General features: G+C 59.8%; 18 protein-coding genes and 1 other RNA gene. 10 read left to right on the plus strand and 9 right to left on the minus strand.

Annotated features, from left to right (window positions below):
• Positions 1 to 264: 264 nt before the first annotated feature.
• Positions 265 to 432, minus strand: a complete 168-nt coding sequence (locus tag H035_RS21995; RefSeq protein ID WP_161624028.1) for a hypothetical protein — start codon at positions 430 to 432, stop codon at positions 265 to 267.
• 80 nt (positions 433 to 512) lie between these two features.
• Between H035_RS21995 and H035_RS0112380 the strand changes: the two genes are divergently transcribed.
• From H035_RS0112380 to H035_RS22235, 3 genes are read left to right on the plus strand one after another with little or no spacing between them, the layout of a single operon-like run.
• Positions 513 to 758 (plus strand): AbrB/MazE/SpoVT family DNA-binding domain-containing protein, encoded by a 246-nt coding sequence (locus H035_RS0112380; RefSeq protein ID WP_022949289.1) that lies wholly within the window; start codon positions 513 to 515, stop codon positions 756 to 758.
• Positions 743 to 1,168 (plus strand): type II toxin-antitoxin system VapC family toxin, encoded by a 426-nt coding sequence (locus tag H035_RS0112385; protein WP_022949290.1) that lies wholly within the window; start codon positions 743 to 745, stop codon positions 1,166 to 1,168. The genes H035_RS0112380 and H035_RS0112385 overlap by 16 nt, the downstream gene beginning before the upstream one ends.
• A 1-nt stretch (position 1,169) precedes the next feature.
• The gene (locus tag H035_RS22235) at positions 1,170 to 1,343 is read left to right on the plus strand and encodes a hypothetical protein (RefSeq protein WP_022949291.1); all 174 of its coding nucleotides are present in this window, start codon (positions 1,170 to 1,172) and stop codon (positions 1,341 to 1,343) included.
• Between the two features lie 1,185 nt (positions 1,344 to 2,528).
• Here the strand turns inward: H035_RS22235 and H035_RS0112400 are convergent.
• From H035_RS0112400 to H035_RS0112425, 4 genes are all read right to left on the minus strand, one after another.
• Complete coding sequence (locus H035_RS0112400; RefSeq protein WP_022949293.1) at positions 2,529 to 3,131, minus strand: tetratricopeptide repeat protein; 603 nt, start codon at positions 3,129 to 3,131, stop codon at positions 2,529 to 2,531.
• Complete coding sequence (locus H035_RS0112405) at positions 3,128 to 4,930, minus strand: RHS repeat-associated core domain-containing protein (protein ID WP_321162856.1); 1,803 nt, start codon at positions 4,928 to 4,930, stop codon at positions 3,128 to 3,130. Before H035_RS0112405 ends, H035_RS0112400 begins: the two co-directional genes overlap by 4 nt.
• Positions 4,894 to 7,587: an FG-GAP-like repeat-containing protein gene (locus H035_RS20875; protein ID WP_084684908.1), complete on the minus strand. Its 2,694-nt coding sequence runs from the start codon at positions 7,585 to 7,587 to the stop codon at positions 4,894 to 4,896. The genes H035_RS0112405 and H035_RS20875 overlap by 37 nt, the downstream gene beginning before the upstream one ends.
• Before the next feature lie 119 nt (positions 7,588 to 7,706).
• Positions 7,707 to 10,214 carry an Ig-like domain-containing protein gene (locus H035_RS0112425; RefSeq protein ID WP_022949298.1) on the minus strand — a complete coding sequence of 836 codons (2,508 nt, stop codon included), beginning with the start codon at positions 10,212 to 10,214 and terminating at the stop codon, positions 7,707 to 7,709.
• A gap of 181 nt (positions 10,215 to 10,395) precedes the next feature.
• Between H035_RS0112425 and H035_RS22000 the strand changes: the two genes are divergently transcribed.
• Entirely contained in the window at positions 10,396 to 10,557 is a 162-nt protein-coding gene (locus H035_RS22000; protein ID WP_022949299.1) for a hypothetical protein, read from the plus strand.
• Here H035_RS22000 and H035_RS0112435 read toward each other — a convergent pair.
• Positions 10,554 to 12,371, minus strand: a complete 1,818-nt coding sequence (locus H035_RS0112435; RefSeq protein ID WP_022949300.1) for a multicopper oxidase family protein — start codon at positions 12,369 to 12,371, stop codon at positions 10,554 to 10,556. The genes H035_RS22000 and H035_RS0112435 overlap by 4 nt on opposite strands.
• Before the next feature lie 115 nt (positions 12,372 to 12,486).
• Positions 12,487 to 14,136 carry a glucose-6-phosphate isomerase gene (gene pgi / locus H035_RS0112440; protein ID WP_022949301.1) on the minus strand — a complete coding sequence of 550 codons (1,650 nt, stop codon included), beginning with the start codon at positions 14,134 to 14,136 and terminating at the stop codon, positions 12,487 to 12,489.
• 281 nt (positions 14,137 to 14,417) lie between these two features.
• Here pgi and H035_RS22610 point away from each other — a divergent pair, with 281 nt between their 5' ends.
• The 4 genes from H035_RS22610 (at position 14,418) to H035_RS0112455 (ending at position 17,589) form a co-directional block, all read left to right on the plus strand.
• Positions 14,418 to 14,552 carry a hypothetical protein gene (locus H035_RS22610; RefSeq protein ID WP_022949302.1) on the plus strand — a complete coding sequence of 45 codons (135 nt, stop codon included), beginning with the start codon at positions 14,418 to 14,420 and terminating at the stop codon, positions 14,550 to 14,552.
• Between the two features lie 9 nt (positions 14,553 to 14,561).
• Positions 14,562 to 15,428: a 16S rRNA (cytidine(1402)-2'-O)-methyltransferase gene (gene rsmI, locus H035_RS0112450; RefSeq protein ID WP_022949303.1), complete on the plus strand. Its 867-nt coding sequence runs from the start codon at positions 14,562 to 14,564 to the stop codon at positions 15,426 to 15,428.
• Between the two features lie 26 nt (positions 15,429 to 15,454).
• An RNA gene (gene rnpB / locus H035_RS20920) (RNase P RNA component class A) lies at positions 15,455 to 15,816 on the plus strand.
• Positions 15,817 to 15,873: 57 nt separating this feature from the next.
• Positions 15,874 to 17,589 (plus strand): hypothetical protein, encoded by a 1,716-nt coding sequence (locus H035_RS0112455; RefSeq protein WP_022949304.1) that lies wholly within the window; start codon positions 15,874 to 15,876, stop codon positions 17,587 to 17,589.
• Here the strand turns inward: H035_RS0112455 and H035_RS19595 are convergent.
• Both H035_RS19595 and H035_RS0112465 read right to left on the minus strand, forming a co-directional pair.
• Complete coding sequence (locus tag H035_RS19595) at positions 17,582 to 18,508, minus strand: GIDE domain-containing protein (protein ID WP_022949305.1); 927 nt, start codon at positions 18,506 to 18,508, stop codon at positions 17,582 to 17,584. The two genes, H035_RS0112455 and H035_RS19595, sit on opposite strands and share 8 nt — an antisense overlap.
• Positions 18,508 to 19,083, minus strand: a complete 576-nt coding sequence (locus tag H035_RS0112465; RefSeq protein ID WP_022949306.1) for a LemA family protein — start codon at positions 19,081 to 19,083, stop codon at positions 18,508 to 18,510. Before H035_RS0112465 ends, H035_RS19595 begins: the two co-directional genes overlap by 1 nt.
• Before the next feature lie 61 nt (positions 19,084 to 19,144).
• Here H035_RS0112465 and H035_RS0112470 point away from each other — a divergent pair, with 61 nt between their 5' ends.
• Complete coding sequence (locus H035_RS0112470; protein ID WP_022949307.1) at positions 19,145 to 19,675, plus strand: gamma carbonic anhydrase family protein; 531 nt, start codon at positions 19,145 to 19,147, stop codon at positions 19,673 to 19,675.
• 4 nt (positions 19,676 to 19,679) lie between these two features.
• Positions 19,680 to 21,569, plus strand: a complete 1,890-nt coding sequence (locus H035_RS0112475) for an ABC-F family ATP-binding cassette domain-containing protein (protein WP_022949308.1) — start codon at positions 19,680 to 19,682, stop codon at positions 21,567 to 21,569.
• The last annotated feature ends 9 nt before the right edge of the window (positions 21,570 to 21,578 follow it).

Here is a 21,578-nt window from a genome sequence, read left to right on the forward strand (position 1 = left end):
GGAATACGCCCCTTTCGGGCCAATTCGTACTGCCGTCGGGTGGCTTTATCGGGAAGGCCGATCTCCGACGGATCGCGGTTTTTTTCAGCTCGAGCGCAATACAGGCGAAGCGGTGCTCAGGCCGGCCAAACGGGTGACAGCGATCGAGTTGCCGCGACCGTCGTATTTTCGAAGCGGCACTCGGCACCGAGGGCATCGGTGCCAGTGGTGACCGGGCATCGTAGCGGCCCTTTCCAACAAGACGACTCGGGTGTTGTTGAAATGTTAGACTTGACCCCTTCCACCCGGCTTGGCGTAAGCCTGCGTGACGTGGCGCTGCGCCTGGAGGATCGGGTTGGCCCGGCTGATGAACGACAAAACGGCGTCGTCCTCCCAGGCCACGGCCCGTAACGGCATCAGCAGCAACAACCCCCAGCCCGCGGTTCTCAGCAATAAGAATGATCGCTTAGCGCTTTACTTGACCGGAAAAAAAGTATTACTATTTAGGTATTACCAACTGACCGGAGAGCGCGATGCGCGTCACCAGCAAAGGCCAAGTCACCATTCCCCGGAAGGTCCGCGAAAGCATGGGCATCCAACCCGCCGAAACCGAGATCGAGTTCCTTCAGGACGAAAGCGGGCGCTGGTACATCGCCAAGGCCCAGCCCGGCCGCAAGCAGGCCAGCCGCTTCCGCACCGCCCACGGCAAGGCCAGGACGACCATGAGCACCGACGAGATCATGGCCCTGACGCGCGGCGAGTCATGGCCGTCATCCTGATCGACAGCTGCGTCGTCACTGACCTGGCCGACCCGGACAGCGCCTGGTTCGACTGGAGCGCCTCGATGCTGGAGCGGCTGGACCGGGACAACACGCTGGTCATCAACCCGATCATCTACGCCGAATGTTCGGTCGGCTTCGAGCGCATCGAGGACGTGGAGGACCTGTTCGGGCATCTGGGCTTCGCCATGCGCCCGCTCCCGAGGGAATCCCTGTTCCTGGCCGGCAAGGCCTTCCTGCGCTACCGCAGGCGCAAGGGCCAGAAAGGCAACGTGCTGCCGGATTTCTTCATCGGCGCCCATGCCGCCGTGGCAGGCTTTAGGCTGATCTCGCGCGACAAGGGCCGCTTCAGCACCTACTTCCCGAGCGTGGAGCTGATCCTGCCCGAATCCACCGGCGGAATGAACTGACGTGAACCTGAAGGAAGCCGAACTGCTGTGCCGGGCGGGCGCCCTGGATGCGCCGGTCATCAGAAAGCACGATCAAAGCGAAGGCTGGACCGTCGCGCTGGCCGGCAGGCACCGGCTGGATCCGCTGCTGGAGACCGCGCGCGGCCGGGTGCGGGTGTTCAATGTAGGTCAGTAGGTCAGGGTCAGACACGATTGATCTGTTATTTTCGGTAAGCTTTTAATTGCCGGTATCCGCCCTGACCCAGAGGTCGGGTCCGACGACCCAACTGCTTTTCAATCTGCGCAGCTAGCGTTCGCAGAAACGGCCCCAAAATCTCACCATTGGCAACGTACGCTACACCGGCTTCGCGATCATACACAACATAATTTTCTGTAACGCGGCTGAGCAAACTTAGCACCCAAAAGAAGCGCTGCGACGTTGAGAACTCTCCGATACAATGAATCTCCAGGCCCGAAGGCCTGCGTATTACGGCTTTCCCAACAAATCCCAATTTCCGTCAGCTGTGACGCGGAGACGTTGCAATGTCCGATGTCCGTTCCGGAAAAGCAACAGTGCGGAAACGGCGAGCAGTATAGTGACCGCGATCATAAAGACGAACAGACCAGGGTCGTCCGCAAACAGTGCTGGGCGACGCCAAACCTCATAACCTAGATAACTCGGAAATATCAACAAAACAATGGCGCAAACAGGCATCACCCATAGGCCCCTCCCGTTTTCGCCATAGCGAGCATCACTGCAATCCATAACCGCTACCGTCGTTTACCGTTGTCCAACTGACTGACCAATGCCCCCGGCAGTGGCTTCAATAGCTGCCGAACGACCGGCTGTAGCAATCTGACCTGAAACGCCTGTTGCACCGACAGACAATCCTGCCGATATAGCACCTCCTACTATTGATCCTACAAAAGAACCAACATTGAATTCGCGCGGAAAGGAGCGGCATGGGTCCAGTCCCAACGATATGCCCTGACCGATCGCGTTACCAATTCCGCCTATCCCCCCTCCGCGGATAATCATAGACGCGACCCCAGCCGCATGGTATGAGGCCACACATGGGAATACGCCCCTTTCGGGCCAATTCGTACTGCCGTCGGGTGGCTTTATCGGGAAGGCCGATCTCCGACGGATCGCGGTTTTTTTCAGCTCGAGCGCAATACAGGCGAAGCGGTGCTCAGGCCGGCCAAACGGGTGACAGCGATCGAGTTGCCGCGACCGTCGTATTTTCGAAGCGGCACTCGGCACCGAGGGCATCGGTGCCAGTGGTGACCGGGCATCGTAGTGGCCCTTTCCAACAAGACGGCTCGGGTATTGTTGGAATATTAGACTTGATTCCATTTCTCCTCTGAGTATGCGCATCATTTATAGTTCACGGATTCTGTCATCGTTGATGTTCATCCGACTAATCCTAAACGCTAAAATTCCCGCCTTTATCCTGTGCAACCAACCTAGTAGCCTATGGCCAGATTTTTGTTCCGCGATCCCCAGATACGTCAGCCCGAATACATAACCGCGCTTCCAAGCCTTCTTAAAAAACTCCTTTGACTTCTCTATGTCTTTATCCACACAGCAGCCTTCCATGTAGATCCTGCCAATGTAAACATTAGCAAGTGGGTGATTTGCCTCTTCCGAAAGAAGCGTGCAGTACTCAAGTGCCTTGCAGCAATCGCGTTCGACCCCCAGTCCATAATAATGAATTCGTATTAATCCAAGGTAGGCCTCTACAGCTCCAAATCTCTCTATAGACTGCTCGTAATAAAATTTAGCTTTTGCGTAATCTCGCGCTACGTTTTTTCCACCAAATTCGTAAATCGCACCAATAAACGCAAAAGCCTCATCATATCCTTCATCGACAAGTCTTTTGAACGCTTCTAATGCGGAATCGGCGGTGTGATCCCAAAAAATCGAAATCGCCGTTGATAATTTCTTATCCTTTGTTTCCGGAAACTGAATGACGTTTCTCATTTCGGCAAATGCGTCGTTTGTTGCCGTATCCGGCTTGTTTGGCTGATACGCTCCAACATTTTCAAATCGTCTCTAATCGTATCCAAATCATGCAGCTTCCCTTGCCCGCAGGCCGCTGCAAAACCCGCAGCACACGCCGCTTTCCTGACGCTCTCCTTGTTAATATTTTTCTTCGCAAATGCCTTACACATTCCGCCCGTTGCCGCACCTGACGGCCCACCAACACCAAGTTCATATGGCAAGGCGGTTGACTGAATCGCTGTGCTACGTATTTGGTTGACAGTGTTGGCATAACGAAGCTGCGCATCGACCGAGTCCCCAATGGGCTGTCTCGAGATCGGTGCTGTATATGCAGGAAACAATACTTGGAGTAGACCTGGCCCTGACGGACTCCCTTCCAGACCAAGAGGATCGATGAAGTTTAGAGGGTTATTTACAACATAGGAATACAAGTTTGCATCGCCTCCGGCGAACCCGATCGGGTCCTTGACGGTCCATCTGCCGGTCTCGGGATCGTAGTCCCGGGCCCCGAATCGCACCAGACCGGTATCCGGATCGTACAGTCCGCCGGCAAAACCGAAGGGCTGGAAGCCGGGGTAGGTATCGAGAATGACGTTGCCGAAGGCGTCATAGTCCATGCGTTGGGCGATGACACCCGTTGCCGCGTTGATGACCAGCCGCGGGCTGCCCAGGTGGTCCGAGATAATCCGGTAGGTCACCCCGCTCTTTATCATATAGGCCGGCACGTTGGGTTTGTCGGCATAGACGAAGCGCGCAATAACGTTGCCGGCATCATCCAGTTCGGCGATGGGGTTGAGTTGATCCTGGTACAGAAAGCCCTGGACGAGGCTGCCGTCGATCTTTTTGCCGATGCGGCGGTTGCGACCGTCAATGAGGTATTCAATCGCTCTGCCATCGGTCAGGGTGACGCCTCTGAGGTTGCCGAGGATGTCGTAGGCGTAGGTCGTCGTGCCTTCCGGGCCGGTTTTTGCCTTGAGCTCGCCGTTTTCGGTGTAGCTGTAGGTGGTGTCACCACCGGGGCCAGCGGCTTCGATGAGGCGGTCCTGAGCATCCACGGTGTAGGTAGTGGTGCCCGCCGGCGTGGCCTTGGTGCTGCGGTTGCCGTTGGCATCAAAGGTATAGCTTTCGGTGGGGACGCCGTCGCGATGGACGGCGGTCAGCCTTCCGGCCGGGTCGTAGGTGTAGGTGAAGTGGTGGGTGCCGCCCTGCACCATCTCGGTCTTGTCGGTGATGCGCCCTAAGGCGTCGCGGGACAGATCGGTCTGATACACCGTGCTGCCGGCGGCGGTGGCGGCCTCGGTGGCCAACTCGGCGAATGGATTGTAACCCAAGGTGGTCTTGACCTGATCGAGCGCGGTGGCATCGAGCAGGCCGCTTTTCGGATCCCGGGTCAGGTTCAGGGCGCCGGTCTGGGTGAGGAAGCCGTCGGCGTCGTAGACGAAAGCGATCGGGTCGTTGTTGACGCTGAGTTGGTTAATCCGTCGCTCGGTGTCATAGTCAAAGCCCACGATACCGCCCACCTCGCCGGTATATTTCTCGGCGGTGACCAGATCAGTGTGGTAGCGGTAGTCCAGCCGCTCGCCGTCCTCGCTCGTGAGCGTGACGAGGTTGCCGGTGGCCGAGTCGTAGCCGAAGCTGCGGGCGCCCAGGGGAGTGACGATGATACTCAACCGCCCGCCGGCATCGTAACCGACATCGATGCGCCGGCCGTCCGGGCGCAGGATAGCAGTGAGCTGCTGAGTCAGGTTGTATTCGCGCCGGGTGACATCCTCCGGCAGGCCGCTGTCGGGTGGGTCGTAGGCGGCTTCGAGGTTCGCGGCGTTGTAGTCGAAGCGGTGGTCCGGCCGACCCGGCGGGTTACCGTCACGAGATTGCCGGCTTCGTCGTAGGCCAATCGGATGACCCGCCTGTCGGGCAGGGTCTGGCCGGTGAGCCGGCCGTGCGCGTCGTAGTCGAAGTCGGTGGTGCGGCCTTCGGCGTCGGTGATCGTATCGACGTAACCCTCGGGCGTATAGGTGATGTTGGTGATGCGTTGCTGCTCGCCTTCGCCTTCAATCAGGCCCGTGAGGTTGCCCTGGTCGTTGTATTGGAACTGGCGCACCGTGCCGAGCGGGTCGGTGCTTTGGGTGACCAAGCCTTTGGCGTCGTAGGCCAACGCAAGCGTGCGCCCAGACGGTGTGGTCAGTTGGGTGAGGTTGCCGCGCTCGTCGTAGGCCAGTGCGGTGGTGTTCCCCAGGCTGTCGGTGGCGGTGACGGGACGGTTGAAGACCGCTTCGTATTCAAAGCTCCGGGAGCCCCCGCGGACGGTGTCGCTGAAACTCGTAAGGTTGCCGCGCGGATCAAAGGTGGCGTCGAGCACGCTGCCGTCGGGGAAGGCAGTCTTTGTGGGGTTGCCGTCGGCGTCGCGGTCGATGATGGTGGTCAGCCCGGCTGGGTCTGTGCGCTGAGTGATCCGGCCCAGTTGGTCGGTCTTAAAGGCCTGCGTTCGGCCTTCGCCATCGGTAAAGCGGCTTTTAACATCGCTCGCCAAAACCGCCGGCGACGGGTTGGCCACCGAGGTGGTTTCCGGTTTGGCCACCAGCGCCCGGGTCCGGCTGGGGGTGATGGTGCGCTCGGCGCCGTCGGGCAGGCGCGCCATGGTCAGCCTGCCGGTGGCGTCGTAGCTGTATTCGGTCACCTGACCGCGTTCGTCGGTCTGGGCGGTCAGAAGGTGCTGGCTGTCATAGTTGAACTGTCGGGTGCTGCCGTCGGGGTTGGTGATCCGGATCAGGTTGCCGTCACCGTCGTGGGCAAACCGGGTGATGCGACCGGCTGGGTCTTCAATTTCGCTCAGGCGATCTCCTATATAGCGCAGCTGGGTGACTAGGCCGGCCGGGTCGGTGATCGAAACCAGGTGTTGCTGGCCGTTGTAGGCAAAACTTGTGGTGTTGCCGTTGGAGTCGACCGCCGAGGTTTGAAGCCCTTCGGCGTTGAAGTGTGTCCGGCTGCCGTCGGGGAAGAAGCGGATGAAGGTGCCGTCCGGCTGGCGCTCGATGGTGGTGAAATCGCCGGCGGGTCCGGAAAGCCTGGCCGGATCCGTCTGATTAAGAAGTACGCTGACATTATCGGAAGTGAAATTCGAGGTTGCGATATCAGCCCGGCCATCTCCATTGATATCCACCACTGCAATGCCGTCAGGAACATGACCATTGCCGATGGGAAAGCGTGACTCCGCCTGGAAGCTTCCATCCCCATTGCCGAGCAGTATACTGATGTCATCGGAATTACCATTCGCCCTGATCAAATCCGGTACTCGATCACCGTTAATATCCTCGACCGAGATTCCCAGCGGGCCACCACCGGCATCAATGTTCAACTGTTCCCGGAATGAGCCATCGCCATTTCCGATAAATACGCTGATATCACCAAATGCGTTATTGGCGGTAACCAGATCCGGAACAGTGTCGCCATTCAAATCCTCGGCAGCAATTGATATGGGATGGATGCCAGTGACAAAACGGGATTCTTGCTGGAATGTTCCATCCCCGTTGCCTAGTAACACGCTGATGTCGTCCGAAGATGAATTCGCCACCGCCAAGTCCACGATGCCATCGCCGTTGAAATCCACGGCGATAATTGAAAACGGTCTGCTGCCCACAGGGAATCTCTGTTCCGCCCCGAACGTGCCATTTCCATTCCCCGGCAGGACACTCACATCATCCGCGCTACCATTTGCGGTCGCTAGGTCTGGAATACCATCGCCATTGAAGTCCGCCACAGCGACAGCCAACGCTCCTTTCGGAGCAAACTGCGGTTGTTGTTGAAATGTGCCATCACCGTTTCCAAGTAGCACACTTACACCATCGAAGTAGTGGGTGACCACAAAATCCAATATGCCATCACCGTTAAGGTCGTGCGCTGTTATGAATTGCGGGCCATTTCCTGCCGCGACGCGCCGTTCCGGCTGAAAACTCCCATCCCCGTTTCCGAGCAAAATACTGACGTCGTCCGTCTTCCTGTTACTTGTCGCAATATCCGGATGCCCATCGTTGTTGAAATCTCCCCACGTAATGGAGACTGCTGTGTCACCCACAGGGAAAACTCCGGCGGGAAGAAGCAATTCCCCATTGTTTGCTCCAACCCGAAAACTTCTTAATCCTCCATCCTCGGCTCGCAGCAGGAGCCCACCGGCAAGTTCAGTATCCACCAGCCGGGCGATGCCGGGAATCTGCCAGCCGGCGCCGATGGGGCTTTGGCGCTGGTTGTTGACCAGCACCTGGCCGGCAACGCGGCTGCCCACAATCGATTGTGGATAGTGGCTGGTGAGCATCAGTTCATACGGGTAGCGCCCGGTCGGAAGGTCGCGCGCATCGAAGGTGACGGCGTGGCGCTGAGCGCTTCGCAGCGGCTCGACAAAGGCGCGGAAATCCTGGGCGACGCCGCCGACACGGAGCAAATCGATACCGAGTGCCTCAGGCGTGGCCGTAGCCGGGGCCAGCGCGGTCTCGACATTGATGATCGGGTTGGGGTGGGCAGTCGAGGAGCTGTAGGCCAGCTCCAGCCCCGCTGCCTGACCTAGGCTGCGCCAGGCCGGCAGCCGGTGACGGTCTCGATCCGGCGGCCGTCGGCGCTGACCCGGCCGCGGCCGGTCACGGCGAAGTGGCCGGTCTCGTCCAACGACCAGATATCGGTCTCGGAGCCGGGTGGCAGGTGGTCGATATTCGGGAAGGTGATCGGCACCGGCTGAGAAAAGCGCGTGCCGGCAGGCTGGAGGGTGACCAGAAGGCCCGGCTGCAGGGTGTCCGGCAGTTGCTGGGGCGTCCTATCCGTCGGCACCTCGGAGATCGACAGCTGACCGCTGAAGGCGGTCCCGTCGGGGTTTTGGGCGGTATGGGGCGGAATCGTAACCGAGACGCCGAGGTTGGGATTCTCGACCACGGTGGTCTGGGCCGGATCGACGATCGCGGTGCCGGCCGGATCGATGCGCGGAAGGAAGATCGGCCGTTCGAGGGGGTTGAGTGTATCAGGGGTCAGGGTCAGGGTGGTACGAAAACCGGCATAGGCCGAACCGTCCGGGGCGGGCTCGGCGGAGGTGGCATCCACGATCAACGCCGCCTCAGTGCCCTCGATGCCGCGCAGGGTGAAGGCGCCGCCGGCGTCGGTGGTGGTTTCAAGATCGCTGCCCAGAATCCCGACTGTCGCCCCCACGACCGGGACTTCAGGCACATCGGGTGCGATATGGGCATCCATGAGACGCCCCTGGAGAGCGGTTTCACCGCCAGAGCCGGTGCCGTTTATTTCAACCGCCGGGCTGGCGTTGCCGGCGCGATCTTGCAGGGTGAGCCGCAAGGGGTCGGAGCTTTCCCAAGCGATTTCGGCGCTAAAACTCCCGTCGGCGCCGGCGGTGACGGTCACGGTCTTGCCGCTGCGGGTGTTGGTGATCTCGACTTCACTGCCGGGCTCGACGCTGCCGGCATCGCCGGTCACCCGGACCTGGCCGGTCCCGGCCGGGGTCACGCTGATGCGCGCGCGGTCGGGCACCTCCGGCGGCACCGTGTCGAGGACGACGGTGCGCTCGATCGCCCCGACGTTGCCGGCCGGATCCCGAGCCTTGAGGCGGATCCGGTTGTCGCCTTCCTCGAGGAAGAGAGTCTTCTGAAAGCGAAGATCGTCGCCAACCTCTAGCGGCACGCCATTGACCGTGAGCGACGCCGCCTCGCTGAGGGTGCCGATCAGTTCGATCTGCGTTGTGTTGGTGGGGTGGCCTTTGGGCGGCTGGTCGATCGTGATCGCAGGGGGGATGGAATCGAGTTCGAACACGACCGCCTCGGACGCAAAGCGGGTGCCGGCGGCGTTGACGACGGCGGCCACGATCTCGTTGGCGCCCTGGGACAATTCGTCGAGCGGAAAGCATAGGAAGGCGGCTTCGGCGAGATTCTGGCAGTCGGCCGCTACCTCCACCGTGTTGGCGGTCAGGACAATGCGCTCGGGCGCGACTTGAAGCCCTTGCACGGTCAGTTCGACCGGGGGCGGGTTTTGGTTGGTGAGAGCGCCGCCTTGGGGGGCGGTGACGACCACGCGAACGGCCGGTCCCGGATCCCGGGCTAGATCGGCCAGAAGACGCCGGCGGCCGCGGTCCGGAGCAAATTCCGGAGCGTCCAGCAGAGTGCCGTCCAGGGCATAGTGGCGCAGCCGCTTAGGACCTGCCAGCCAGACAGTGCCGTCGCCCGGGTCGGCCACCAGCGCGCGCACCGGGGCGGGAACCTTGGGCGGGCGCAGGCTGAGATCAACCCGGCCTTCGAGGTCGAGGTGGTGGAGGGACGCCGGGGTCGCCAACCAAGCGCCGCCCTGGCCGTCGGCGGCAAGGTGGTCGACCCGGCGCGGGGCAGTCGCCTCGAAGACGCGCTCGCCGGCGCTATCGTAACGCTGCACGCGCCCACCGCCGGCGACCCAGAGGGCGTCGTGAAAACGGTCGAAGGCGATCGCGCCGATCCGGCCCGGACCCGGGTCCGACACGGCGATCGGAGGGGTCTGAGTGCCGTCGGGGGCAAAGGCGAACAGGGCATCGCGCGTGGCCAGCCATAACCGCGAGCGCGCCTCGTCCAGCGCCATCCCGACAAGGCGCGCGCCGGGGGGAAGATCGAACGCGTCCTGGAAGGTTCCATCTGTAGCAAACCGCTGCAGCGTCCAGGCCGTCCCCAGCCAGACAGTGCCGGAAGGCGCATCCACTACCAGTTCGGCCGAAGGACCGGGCGGGGCCGGCAGCACCGCCGCCGAGCGCATCTGACCGGCCAGATCGAAAGTGAGCAGCTCGTCCCCCGACAGCACCCACACCAGGCTTCGATCGCGATCGAAGGCCACCGCTCGGGCCGGCCGGTCGGTGGGAAGCTCGATCCGGACCTCGCCTTCGCCATCGAGCGCCACCACCCCGCCCGATTCGGCGATCCACAAAAGGTCCGATCCCGCCGGCGGCGGGCCTTCGGCCTTCACCGCGAGCAGGAAGAACCCGCTCAAAGCGACCAGCACCGCCGCCAGAACCCACTGCAACAAACGACCATGGGCCAGCCAATCCCAACGCCTCATGGTTTTCTCCCTTGCGATCAGATCTTAGAGCTATCTCTCCAAGTATGGCCCACGACCGCAGTGGGGGTTTGTGACGATTGGCTAACAAATCAATACATTGCGCACCAGGTCACAAAATTTTTGCAGGTCAGGCGAACCGGTGCCGCTTTCCTGTCTACGCCGCCGGAAGAACGATACTCACATGCCCTTACCGCCGACCGGCGATCCCGACGACCCGGACAGCTTATCCAATTTACTGCGCTTTTCGGGCTGGTTCACGGTGCGGAACTACCCCAGGTGCCCGGTCGAGGAAGGTACCGTGGATCGTATCGACCTCGGCCGGCAGGCGCCCATCCTCGCCTAAACCACCTTGAAGTTCCGCATCATCTCGGCGTCTTCGTGCTCGAGATTATGGCAGTGGTAGACGAACAAGCCCTTGTAATCGCTGAAAGGCTTGATCAAGGTAATCCGTTCTCCGGGCATCACCAGCACCGTGTCCTGGAATCCCTCGTCCACGAAACCGTCCTTGACCGTTTCGTAACCTTCTCCGCCGTGCATGGCGCCGGCTTCCGGAGACGTGCGTTTGACGATCTGGAAGTATTCGCCGTGAAGATGAATGGGATGCTGCATCGCCATCATCATGGCCATGCCCATACCCCCCATGCCGCCGCCCATCATCCCGCCGCGGCCTTGGTGCCCGCTTTCCTCCATCGCCATCTCTTCATGATCACCTTCTCCGCCGTGCCCGGTGTCCTCCGCCATGGCCATTCCTTCCTCACCGTGGGCGTGGAAGATTTCCATCAACTGCTTGGTGTTGACGGGCATGGTTTCGATGGGGAGCGCTTCGAGCATCTCGAAAGACCTGCCGTTGAGGGTAAATTGGCGCCCTCGATTGCCGATGGCGATGGGACGCGGATCGTCGGGATTCATCGTTTCCTCGACCCGATAATGGGGTAGGCTGCGCAGTCGATCGGGCAATTCCAAATTGTCCTTGGCTTTGCGGGTGACCTGAAAGCGGGCCACGGTGAAGCGGCTGCCCTGGGGAATATGCCGGGCGAGCAGCGCCATCGGCCCCATACCCCCCATACGGCCCATGCCGCCGCGCATTCCCATGCCCATGCCGCCACGGCCACCCATCATCCCCATGGCTTTCATCATGCCGTCGACGTCGCCCCAGTGTCTTTCGTAAGGAGGCGGCATGGCGCCGTGGTATTCCAGGCTTTCCAATACCACTTCGCGGCCTTGGGAGCGGCTGAAATCTTTCCACAACTCGTAACGCTCCCCCGGACCGACCATCAGATAAGGACGGGTCACCGGCCGTTCCAGCAGGCCGCCGTCGGTGCCGATCACGGTCACCGGCTCGCCATCGCTCCAAGCCAGTTTGTAGAGACGGGAATTGGAACCGTTCAGAATGCGGAAGCGATAGGCCCTACTCGCCACATCCACGCTGAAATCGGGCTTGCCGTTGACCAGGATGCGCTCGCCCAAAAAGCCGAGCATGGCAATCGGCCCCCGGCGGTTGTACATCAGCTGATTGTTATCGTCGAAGGTCCGATCTTGAATGACCAGAGGCAAATCGTATTCTCCGCGCGGCAAGGGGAGATTTTGCTCTTCCTCGTCTTCCACGATCAGCAATCCGGCCAGACCGGCATAGGCCTGAGCGCCCGTGTTCCCATGGGCATGAGGGTGGTACCAATTGGTGCAGGCACGGTTTTTGACCTCGAACTCATAGACGTAGGTCTCGCCCGGTTGGATAGCGTAGCTGGGATGGCCGTCCACCTCGAAGGGCGAATGCATACCATGCCAATGGGTGATGTGCATTTGAGGGAGGCGATTATGGAGACGAATCCGCACTTTTTGCCCCGTTTTGTATTTAAGAATTGGACCCAGGTAGGTATCGGGCAGAGGCACCACCGCTCCCGGATCGCCCCGGACCACCTTGGCCTCGTACTTCCACACCCGGGTGGGGACCCCCGGAAGAATCGGTACTTGCGTAATGCCGGCCACCATATCGATTTCCACATCCGGTGAGAAGCCCTTCGTGGCGGAACGGGCCTCGCCCTCAAAGGCGTCCTTTTTGAGCACGATGGGGAAAGCCGGCGAGGTCGCCAGCGCGGCGGCGCCTACTCCAGCGATTCTGATGAGTTGCCGCCGCTTCCGATCAATTTTGTCAGTCATGATAAATCTCCTCTCCAACCGAAAATGTCAATTTACAATTAGAGCATTCTAATATAATTCCGCACCCGCTTGACAGATGGTTCATGCCGCCCTACCCCCCTGTACACCTTGGGAATCATTTCCGGTCCCACCAGCGGCGGCAGGTTTCGATCAAGGCGGCGGTGGAGGCGTCGTGATCGCCTGTCCTCCCCTCTTCCAGCTCGGGCAGAATCGCCTGGGCCAATTGCTTGCCCAACTCCACGCCCATCTGATCGAAGGAATTGACATTCCAGATCGTTCCCTGGACGAATACCTTGTGCTCGTACAAGGCGATCAGACGTCCTAGAATTTTGGGCGTCAGGCGCTTGAATAAAAACATATTGGAAGGACGGTTGCCGGGAAAGGTCTTGGCCGCCGCCAATGCGGCCAGCTTGTCCTCGGGCAAATCCAGATCGACCAGTTCATCGCGCGCCTCGGCTTCGGTCTTCCCCTTCATCAACGCTTCCGCCTGAGCCAGGCAATTGGCCAGCAGGATGGCGTGATGCTCGCCCAATTCATGCTGGCTCTCGGCGGCCACCAGAAAATCGCAAGGGACCAGGTGGGTGCCCTGGTGGAGCAATTGAAAAAAGGAATGTTGGCCGTTGGTGCCCGGCTGCCCCCAAACGAGGGGGCCGGTGGTATAGTCCACCGGTTTTCCGGTCAGATCCACGCGCTTGCCGTTGCTTTCCATGTCCAGTTGCTGAAGATGGTCGGGAAAATGGCGCAAATACTGATCGTAAGGCAGCACGGCGTGGGATTCGGCACCCAGGAAATTGGCGTACCACACGCCCAAAAGCCCCATGATCACCGGAATGTTGCGGGAAAACGGCGTGCTCCGAAAATGCTGGTCCACCTCAAAGGCGCCTTGCAAAAGTTCCTCGAAGCGACCCATGCCCACCGCCAAGGCGATGGAGAGCCCCACCGCCGACCAAAGGGAATAGCGTCCCCCCACCCAATCCCAGAATTCGAAGATATTTTCCGGATCGATCCCGAACGCTTGCACCGCATTATGATTGGTGGAAATGGCCGCGAAATGCCGGGCCACCGCCGCGGAGTCGCCACCGGCGCCCGCGATCAGCCAATCCCGGGCGGAACGCGCATTGGTCATGGTTTCCTGGGTGGTGAAGGTCTTGGAAGCCACCAGGAACAAAGTCGTTTCTTGATTCAAATTCCGCAAGGTTTCCAGCAGATCGGTCTCGTCCACATTGGACACGAAATGAACCCGAAGATCCTGCTTTTGATATGGAGTCAGGGCGGCAGTGACCATACGCGGCCCCAGATCGGAACCGCCGATGCCCAAATTGACCACGTCGCTGATCGGCTTGCCGCTGAAACCGCGCCACTGGCCGCTGTGAACCTGGTCGGTAAAGCGGCGCATTTTGTCCAACACCCGACGGACATCGGGCATGACGTCATATCCGCCTACCTCGATCGAGCGTTCGGAACGATTGCGCAGCGCCACGTGCAACACCGCCCGGTCTTCCGAGAGATTGATTGACTCGCCGTTGAACATGGACTCGATGCGCGCCGCCAAACCGGACTGCTCGGCCAATTGGAACAAGAGCCCCAAGGTTTTGTCGGTGATGCGGTTTTTGGAAAAATCAAAGAAGATCTCCCCCCAGTCAAGGGAGAAACGCTGGCATCGCTGCGGATCGCTCGCGAACCAGTCGCGCAAATGGGCCGTAGCGATTTCACGGCGATGCTCGGCCAAAGCTTTCCAGGCGGGCAGAATGGTCGGGTTGGTCATGGGAACGATACTCTCCAGTGCTCTGTAACTGGGAACAATGGTAAACCAAGGTCGGTCCAAGGGAAACGTAAGGGAAAGCGTTTTTCATCCCCTTGTCACAAAGGATCGGTAAATTGACTCGAACAGAATGATCGGTGACAATTTCCCATCGATTTCGTCAATTTTTTTTACATCCGAACGGTCCTGGCAATCTAGGTCTTTGAATCTTCATCTAAACTTTTTTTGGCGCAAAACCTGCTTATTCCGTGATAGGCATCACAGTCTGCAATGAGGCTCCTCCGATGAAACGCATTTCAGGTTATTTAACGATCGGTAAACTTCTGTTGGGAATCTACTGGCTGGTACTGCGCCAACGGTGTTATTTGGGATATCGTAAACTCACCCATCGGCTGGGAGGGCGTACCGTCGCCGCCTAATCCGAATTGATGGAGCACGAACCGGGCAAGCTTTATGTAGTCGCCACCCCCATCGGCAATCTGGACGATATGACCTTCCGGGCGCTGAACATCCTCCGCCGGGTGGATGCGATCGCCGCCGAGGATACCCGCCATTGCCGCAGGCTGCTCGACCACTACGGCATCACCGCATCCACCCGCTCTTTTCACGAACACAATGAAAGAGCCAAGACGGCGGCGCTATTGGAACAGCTGCGGAGCGGTCGCAGCATCGCCCTGGTTTCCGACGCGGGCACCCCGCTGATCAACGATCCCGGCTTCCCGCTGATTCAAGCCGCGCATGAAACCGGGATCACCGTGGTTCCCATTCCCGGTCCTTGCGCCGCCATCGCCGCCTTGTCGGCGGCGGGGCTGCCCACCGACCGCTTCGCATTCGAAGGATTCCCGCCCCGCACACGCAATGCCCGCCGCACTTACTTCGAACGCCTGGTGGAGGAACCCAGGACATCGGTATTTTACGAATCCAGTCACCGATTGATCGCTTGTCTCGAGGATCTGGCAGCCGTCTTCCCGCCGCAAAGGCGGGTGGTGATCGCCAAGGAATTGACCAAACTGCACGAGCGCTTACTCTCCACATCGGTGGGCCAAGCGCCCGATTTGTTTGTCCATCAACCCGAATTGAGCAAAGGCGAATTCGTGCTTCTGGTGGCGGGCGCCCCGCCGCTTTCTACCGAGGAGTTAACCGGAGAGCAGCGCCGCACCCTTCATTTGCTGCTGAAAGAATGTTCCCTCCGCACCGCCGTCTCCTTGGCGGAAAAAATCACCGGCGCGCGCAAAAAAGTCCTTTACCGCGCAGCCCTGAACTGGCAGGCAGCATCAACAAACCAGGAACTTTGAGTCGATTTCTGGTTCAATAGTCTTGGAGAGTCGGCTGGGTAATCGCTCCCGCACGTCGGGGGAGGAAAGTCCGGGCTCCGCAGGGCAGGGTGCCAGGTAACGCCTGGGCGCCGCGAGGCGACGGAAAGTGCCACAGAGAGCAGACCGCCGATGGCCGGCAACGGCACAGGCAAGGGTGAAAGGGTGCGGTAAGAGCGCACCGCGCGGCTGGCAACGGTTCGCGGCACGGTAAACCCCACCCGGAGCAAGATCAAATAGGGGAGTATGGGGAAACCCAGCGTGCGGCCCGCACGCCGCTCCCGGGTAGATCGCTGGAGGCGTACAGCGATGTGCGTCCTAGAGGAATGATTACCCTCGACAGAACCCGGCTTACAGGCCGACTCTCCCGCTTTTGTTTCCCTTTGATCTACACTTATAATTCTAAAGATTACACAAGGATTTCCGTGTGTCGGCACAGACCCATTCCTATTCGACCGATCCCGACCGGCTGCAATCGTGGCTGGCGGAACTCTCCTGGCTCGACGAGGATCAAACCGCGGCCAAGCTCTTACCTCCCTTGCAAGCACTCGCGCGCGCGCCGATTCCTCCCCGGCAGCGATACCGCTTGCTCGAACTTTATCAACCCCGGTTGTTTTCCCTGACAGAAGCGCTGGAAAACCGTCTTCTCGATGCCGCCCTTCCCTTGCAAGACCGGGATCGGGAAACGGCCCGCCAACTTTTGGCTCTGTGCCGCCAGATGATCGCCAACGCCATCCAGGTGACCCTCGAGCCGGAATTTTTCCACCCCCGGTCATGGGGTCCCAGCGAACGGGTAGCCCTCTTGAATCATACCCTGGACTGGCTGGCCCGCATGGCCCGCCATAGCGCTCAAGTTTATCACTCCCTGGACGAAAACTACTGGCGCACGGTCTATCGACTCTATTTATTGCTGGAAGCACAAGGGATGCTGGCCGGCATCTCCCACCCCAAAAACCAAGCAGCCACACCCGAACCGGATCCCGATATTCGCACCCATTTGTTTAGGATTCTGCTGTTCGGATTGTGCACCCCGCAACAGTTCAGACCAGAGGAACTGAAACAAATCGATGGTTTTCTCCGACGTTTCGCCGGCTACGCCGAAATCCATTACTTAAGCAGGCGGCAACCCCTCAAGGCCGCTTTCTTTTTCGACGGCGCCCGCCCCCAAGCACCCTGTTCCATCAAGCGCTTCAAACAGATCGAACCGCCACCGGAAATTCCCCGCTTCATTCATACTCGACCGGTGACCCAAAAGCTGCTTGCTTATGTCGCTTCCTCTCATTCCTTGGGAGACGAGATCCTACCCCTCTCGCGCGCGAAAAAATTGGCCTTGCGCCTGGCCCATATTCTGGGGGCGCCCGCTCAGCGCAAATGGCGTCGGATACCCGAACAAAAAGACTGTTTCCTGATTGCCGGTCTTTCCGAGCTCATCGCCGCCCTGGCCCGGGAAGATTCCACCGGCCGCTCCTTGTCCCATTTGCTTCCGCCGACTCCGGAGAGGGACGCGAAAACGGAATATAACATCGATTTCGAGTTGATCCCGCTGGACGATGCGCCTGAATACGAATATCAAGCCCAGCGCAGCGAAGCGAATATCTTTCAGCAACTCCTCGATAACCACAACCAACTCGATCCCCAAGAGATTTGGCCCCGAAAGCCATCCCCCCCCTCTTCTTCCCAGCGGATTCGATTTCCGGGTCGCTTCGCCAACGTATGCGCCCAAGGATATTGCCTGATCTGGCTGGATCACAGCTGTGCCAAGCTCAAAGTAGGGGAACTCCTGGGCATCAACCACACCCAAGATGAAATCGAAGTGGGCGCAATCCGTTGGCTGCGCCAAGAAAGTGAACGTCAAGTAACCGTGGGGGTGGAACTATTGAGTTTTACCGCCCGATTGGTGGTGGTTGGGAAGGAGTTGCCTGATGCCGACGCCCTCCAACCCCAGCGTGAATGGGGGTTGTTTTTTCCGGCGCAACCGGCAACCCGCTGTCCTCCCTCCCTGCTCGCACCGGCTTCCGTATGGCAACGGGGTCAATGGGTGGAAATTTATCGGAATCGCAAAGAAAAGGAGCGTTTCTGCCTGAAACAACGCTCGGATGCCACGCCCGCCTACGATCTATTCGAGCTGGAACCGATCAACTGAGGCGCAATTGGACGGCCCAGGTCAAGGCGATACAACCGACTAAAAACAAGGCCAGCGCACCGGCCGCCCCTTGGCGGTAACGGGACGCCAACTCCGATTGCCGGCTGGCAGCCAAGATAAACGGCCGCCTGTCCCGAGGTTTGCAGATCAAATGTACCGTCTCGTCCGCAGGCTCTCGCATGCGTGTCTGCAATACCTCGCGAGCGGCCTGTTTACGCACGATCTGCCACTCTTTCATATCGATCTGACCGTCGCCGTTGAGATCGAAACGCTGCAATAAGGATTTTTGGTCCCCTTTCCACCGCCTCAGCAAGGCTCGGGTTTCTTCCGCCAATCCTCGTTCGGCGGACTCTTTGAGGGAATGAAACCAGCCCAAGGCGTACAGAAAATCCCCCGGTTCGATGAAGCTTTCCACATAACGGTAGGGCCCCAAAAAATCGCTGTGACCGGGCGGCGTATTGCGAGGATATCGCTCATGCCCCCGCCAATTCAACACGTGAAGAGGATGCATTTCCGCCCCTTCCGGGTCCACCACACAGCGTCCGGTACCGTCCTCCAGGCCAAAAAGCGCATCGCTGGTATCGTGCTCCAAACTCACCCAGCGCTGGCGTCGACGCCCCTTTTCGAACACCGTTTCCCGATGTTCGATCCGATACTCGTACCAGACACAGGGGCGACCGCTCAGAGGCGCGTACACCGGTTCGCCGGGCAAAATCACCGCCTCACCCTCCAACTCCACATAGCCTTGGGGCGCGGAGCGGATTCGAGCGGTGGGGGTATCCTCGATCAGGCGGGCGCGGCGCAGCCCACGAAAGCCTCGATAAAACAGCCACAGGGTCACCAATATCAGCACCGCTGCCACCCCCCAGAACTGTACCGGGGATGCCCCGGTGACGATGTCGCGCAACTGGGACCCCATCAATCGAACAGGGGCGTCAGGTTTACGTCCTGCTTTTCCTCGCGGCTGAACTCCAACAGCTTGAAGGGCTGAAAATTGAGCCAGCGGGCGATCACGATGTCCGGGAACTGTTCGATGCGAACGTTGTTCTGATTGACCGCGGCGTTATAGAATTCGCGCCGGTCGGCGATGGCCTCTTCCAATTGGGTGATGCGGCTTTCCAGATGACGGAAGGACTGATCCGCCTTGAGCTCGGGATAGCTTTCCGCCACCGCGAACAAGTTCATCAACCCCTGTCGCAATTGATTCTCGGCTTGTCCCAAGCGGGCGACATCGCCTTGCTGTTGGGCGTGGAACACGCTGCTGCGGGCGCGCATCACCTTTTCCAGGGTATCTTGTTCGAATTTCATGTAGCGCTTGCACACTTCCACCAACTTGGGCAACTCGTCGTGGCGTTGCTTGAGCAGCACGTCGATGTTGGACCAGGATTGGGAAACCGCGTGTTTCAAGGAAACCAGACGATTGTAAATGACAATCCCGTAAACGATCAGGATAATGAAAATCGCCGCGAAAACACTCAGGACGATAAGCACCATGTTAAGCTCCGTTTTTTTATTGAACCTTGGATTACAAGTATAGCCGCCTAGGAGGTATCCCTTGCCCCGTGAAGTTTTCGAAGGCAACGCCCCCCATCTCGGAGAAAGGGTGTATGTGGCCGACACCGCCTTGGTGATCGGCGATGTCCATTTGGACGAAGACGTCTCCATCTGGCCCGGCACCGTGGTGCGAGGAGATGTCAATCACATCCACGTCGGTCCCGGCACCAACGTCCAGGACGGCTGCGTGCTCCACGTGACCCACGCCGGCCCCTACAGCCCCGACGGCTTCCCGTTGACCATCGGAGAAAACGTCACCATCGGCCACCGGGCGGTGGCGCACGGATGCCGGATCGGCGACCGCTGCCTGATCGGCATCGGCGCCATCGTCATGGACGGGGCGATATTGGCGGATGAAATCATTCTCGGCGCCGGCGCCCTGGTGCCTCCCGGCAAACACCTCACCGGCGGTCATCTCTACGTGGGCGCGCCGGTCCGTCAAGTCCGTCCCCTGACCGAAGAAGAAAGGGCATTTTTACGCTATTCGGCCGATCATTACATCCAGCTCAAGAACCGTTATCTGAACCGTTGAACCGATGCTTAGCTTTTACGACGTTTCCCTCCGCCGCGGCGGACGCCTGTTGTTCGAACATGCGGACTTCACCCTTCACCGCGGCGTCAAAACCGGGCTGGTGGGCGCGAACGGCGCCGGCAAATCCAGCCTCCTGAGCCTGATTCACGGCGATCTGAATTCCGACAGCGGTCAGATCCGGATGCCGCCGGATCTGACCATCGCTTCCGTCGCCCAGGAAATCAACGATCTGAAACGCCCCGCCCTGGAATTCGTCCTCGACGGCGACCGGGAATTGCGCCGTCTGGAACAAGCGCTGGACCAAGCCGCGGCTGACGGGGACGGCCTCCGCCAGGGTGACCTCCACGCCCACATGGAAGCCATCGACGGCTACCGGGCCAAGCCGCAGGCGGCCCGACTGCTGGACGGCCTCGGTTTCGCCGAGACGGATCACGCGAAGCCCGTGGCAAATTTCTCCGGCGGCTGGCGGATGCGACTCAATCTGGCCCAAGCCCTGATGTGCCGCTCCGATTTGCTGCTTTTGGACGAACCCACCAACCACTTGGATCTGGACGCGGTCATCTGGCTCCAGGATTGGCTTAAGGGATATTCCGGCGCGTTGTTGCTGATTTCCCACGACCGGGATTTTCTGGACGAGATATGCGATCAAATCCTGCATCTGGAACACGGCCGCGTTCAGGTGTATTCCGGCAATTATTCCGCCTTCGAAAAGCTGCGCGCTCAATCCCTGGCCCAACAGCAGGCCGCCTATCGCCGACAGATGCGGGAAAGAGACCGCCTGCGCCGGTTCATCAACCGTTTCCGGGCCCAAGCCACCAAAGCGCGCCAGGCGCAAAGCCGCATCAAGATGCTGGAACGGCTGGAAAAGATTTCCCCGGCCCATGCGGACTCGCCCTTCCATTTCCAGTTGGGCCGGCCGCAGCATCTGCCGTTTCCCCTCCTGCGCCTGGAGGAAAGCCGGTTGGGCTACGGCGAACGAACCGTGCTCCGAAACGTATCCCTGACTTTCAATCCCGGCGACCGGCTGGGTCTGCTGGGACCCAACGGGGCGGGAAAATCCACCTTGATCAAAACCCTCGCCGGCGCCATCGAGCCGCTGGATGGACGGCGGGAAACCGCCGAGCATCTCCATATCGGCTATTTCGCCCAACACCAACTGGAACAGCTGAGCCCGGAAGTCTCCGCCCTGCAAAGCTTTCAGACCCTGGACCCCCAAGCCCGGGAACAGACCCTGCGTTCCTTCCTGGGAGGTTTCGGTTTCAGCGGCGAGCGCGCCACGGCCCGGGTTTCCACCTTCTCCGGTGGGGAAAAAGCCCGTTTGGTGCTGGCCATGCTGGTGTATCGGAAACCCAATCTGCTGCTGTTGGACGAGCCCACCAACCACCTGGATCTGGAAATGCGCCACGCCTTGACCATCGCCTTGCAGGATTACCCCGGCGCCTTGGTCCTGGTCTCTCACGACCGCCATCTGCTCCGCTGCATCACCGATGCGTATTGGCTGGTAGCCGACGGTCAGGCCCAACCTTACGACGGCGACCTGGAAGACTACCGGAGCTGGTTGTTGGAATCGCGCAACCGCGACTCAACCGCTTCTCAGACCGAGCAAACCACGCCTTCGCGCAAGGATCAACGCCGCCGGGAAGCCGAACGCCGGGACCGGCTGCGCCCCCTCAAACAAGCCCGGCAGCGGGCCGAAGCGGAACTGACCCGCCTCAACAAGGCCAAGTCGTCCCTGGAACAGCAACTGGCCGACCCCGCTTTGTACCAGGAGGAAAACAAGGCTCGACTACAAGACTTGCTGCTGGAGAAAGGAGAATTGGACCGCAAACTGTCGGCGGTCGAAGAAGCCTGGCTGGAAGCGGAGGAAAAATTGGAGGCCGCCGAGCGAAGCTAAGTTTTGGTA

It is taken from the genome of Methylohalobius crimeensis 10Ki (assembly GCF_000421465.1).
In the GTDB taxonomy this organism is placed as follows: Bacteria; Pseudomonadota; Gammaproteobacteria; order Methylococcales; family Methylothermaceae; genus Methylohalobius; species Methylohalobius crimeensis.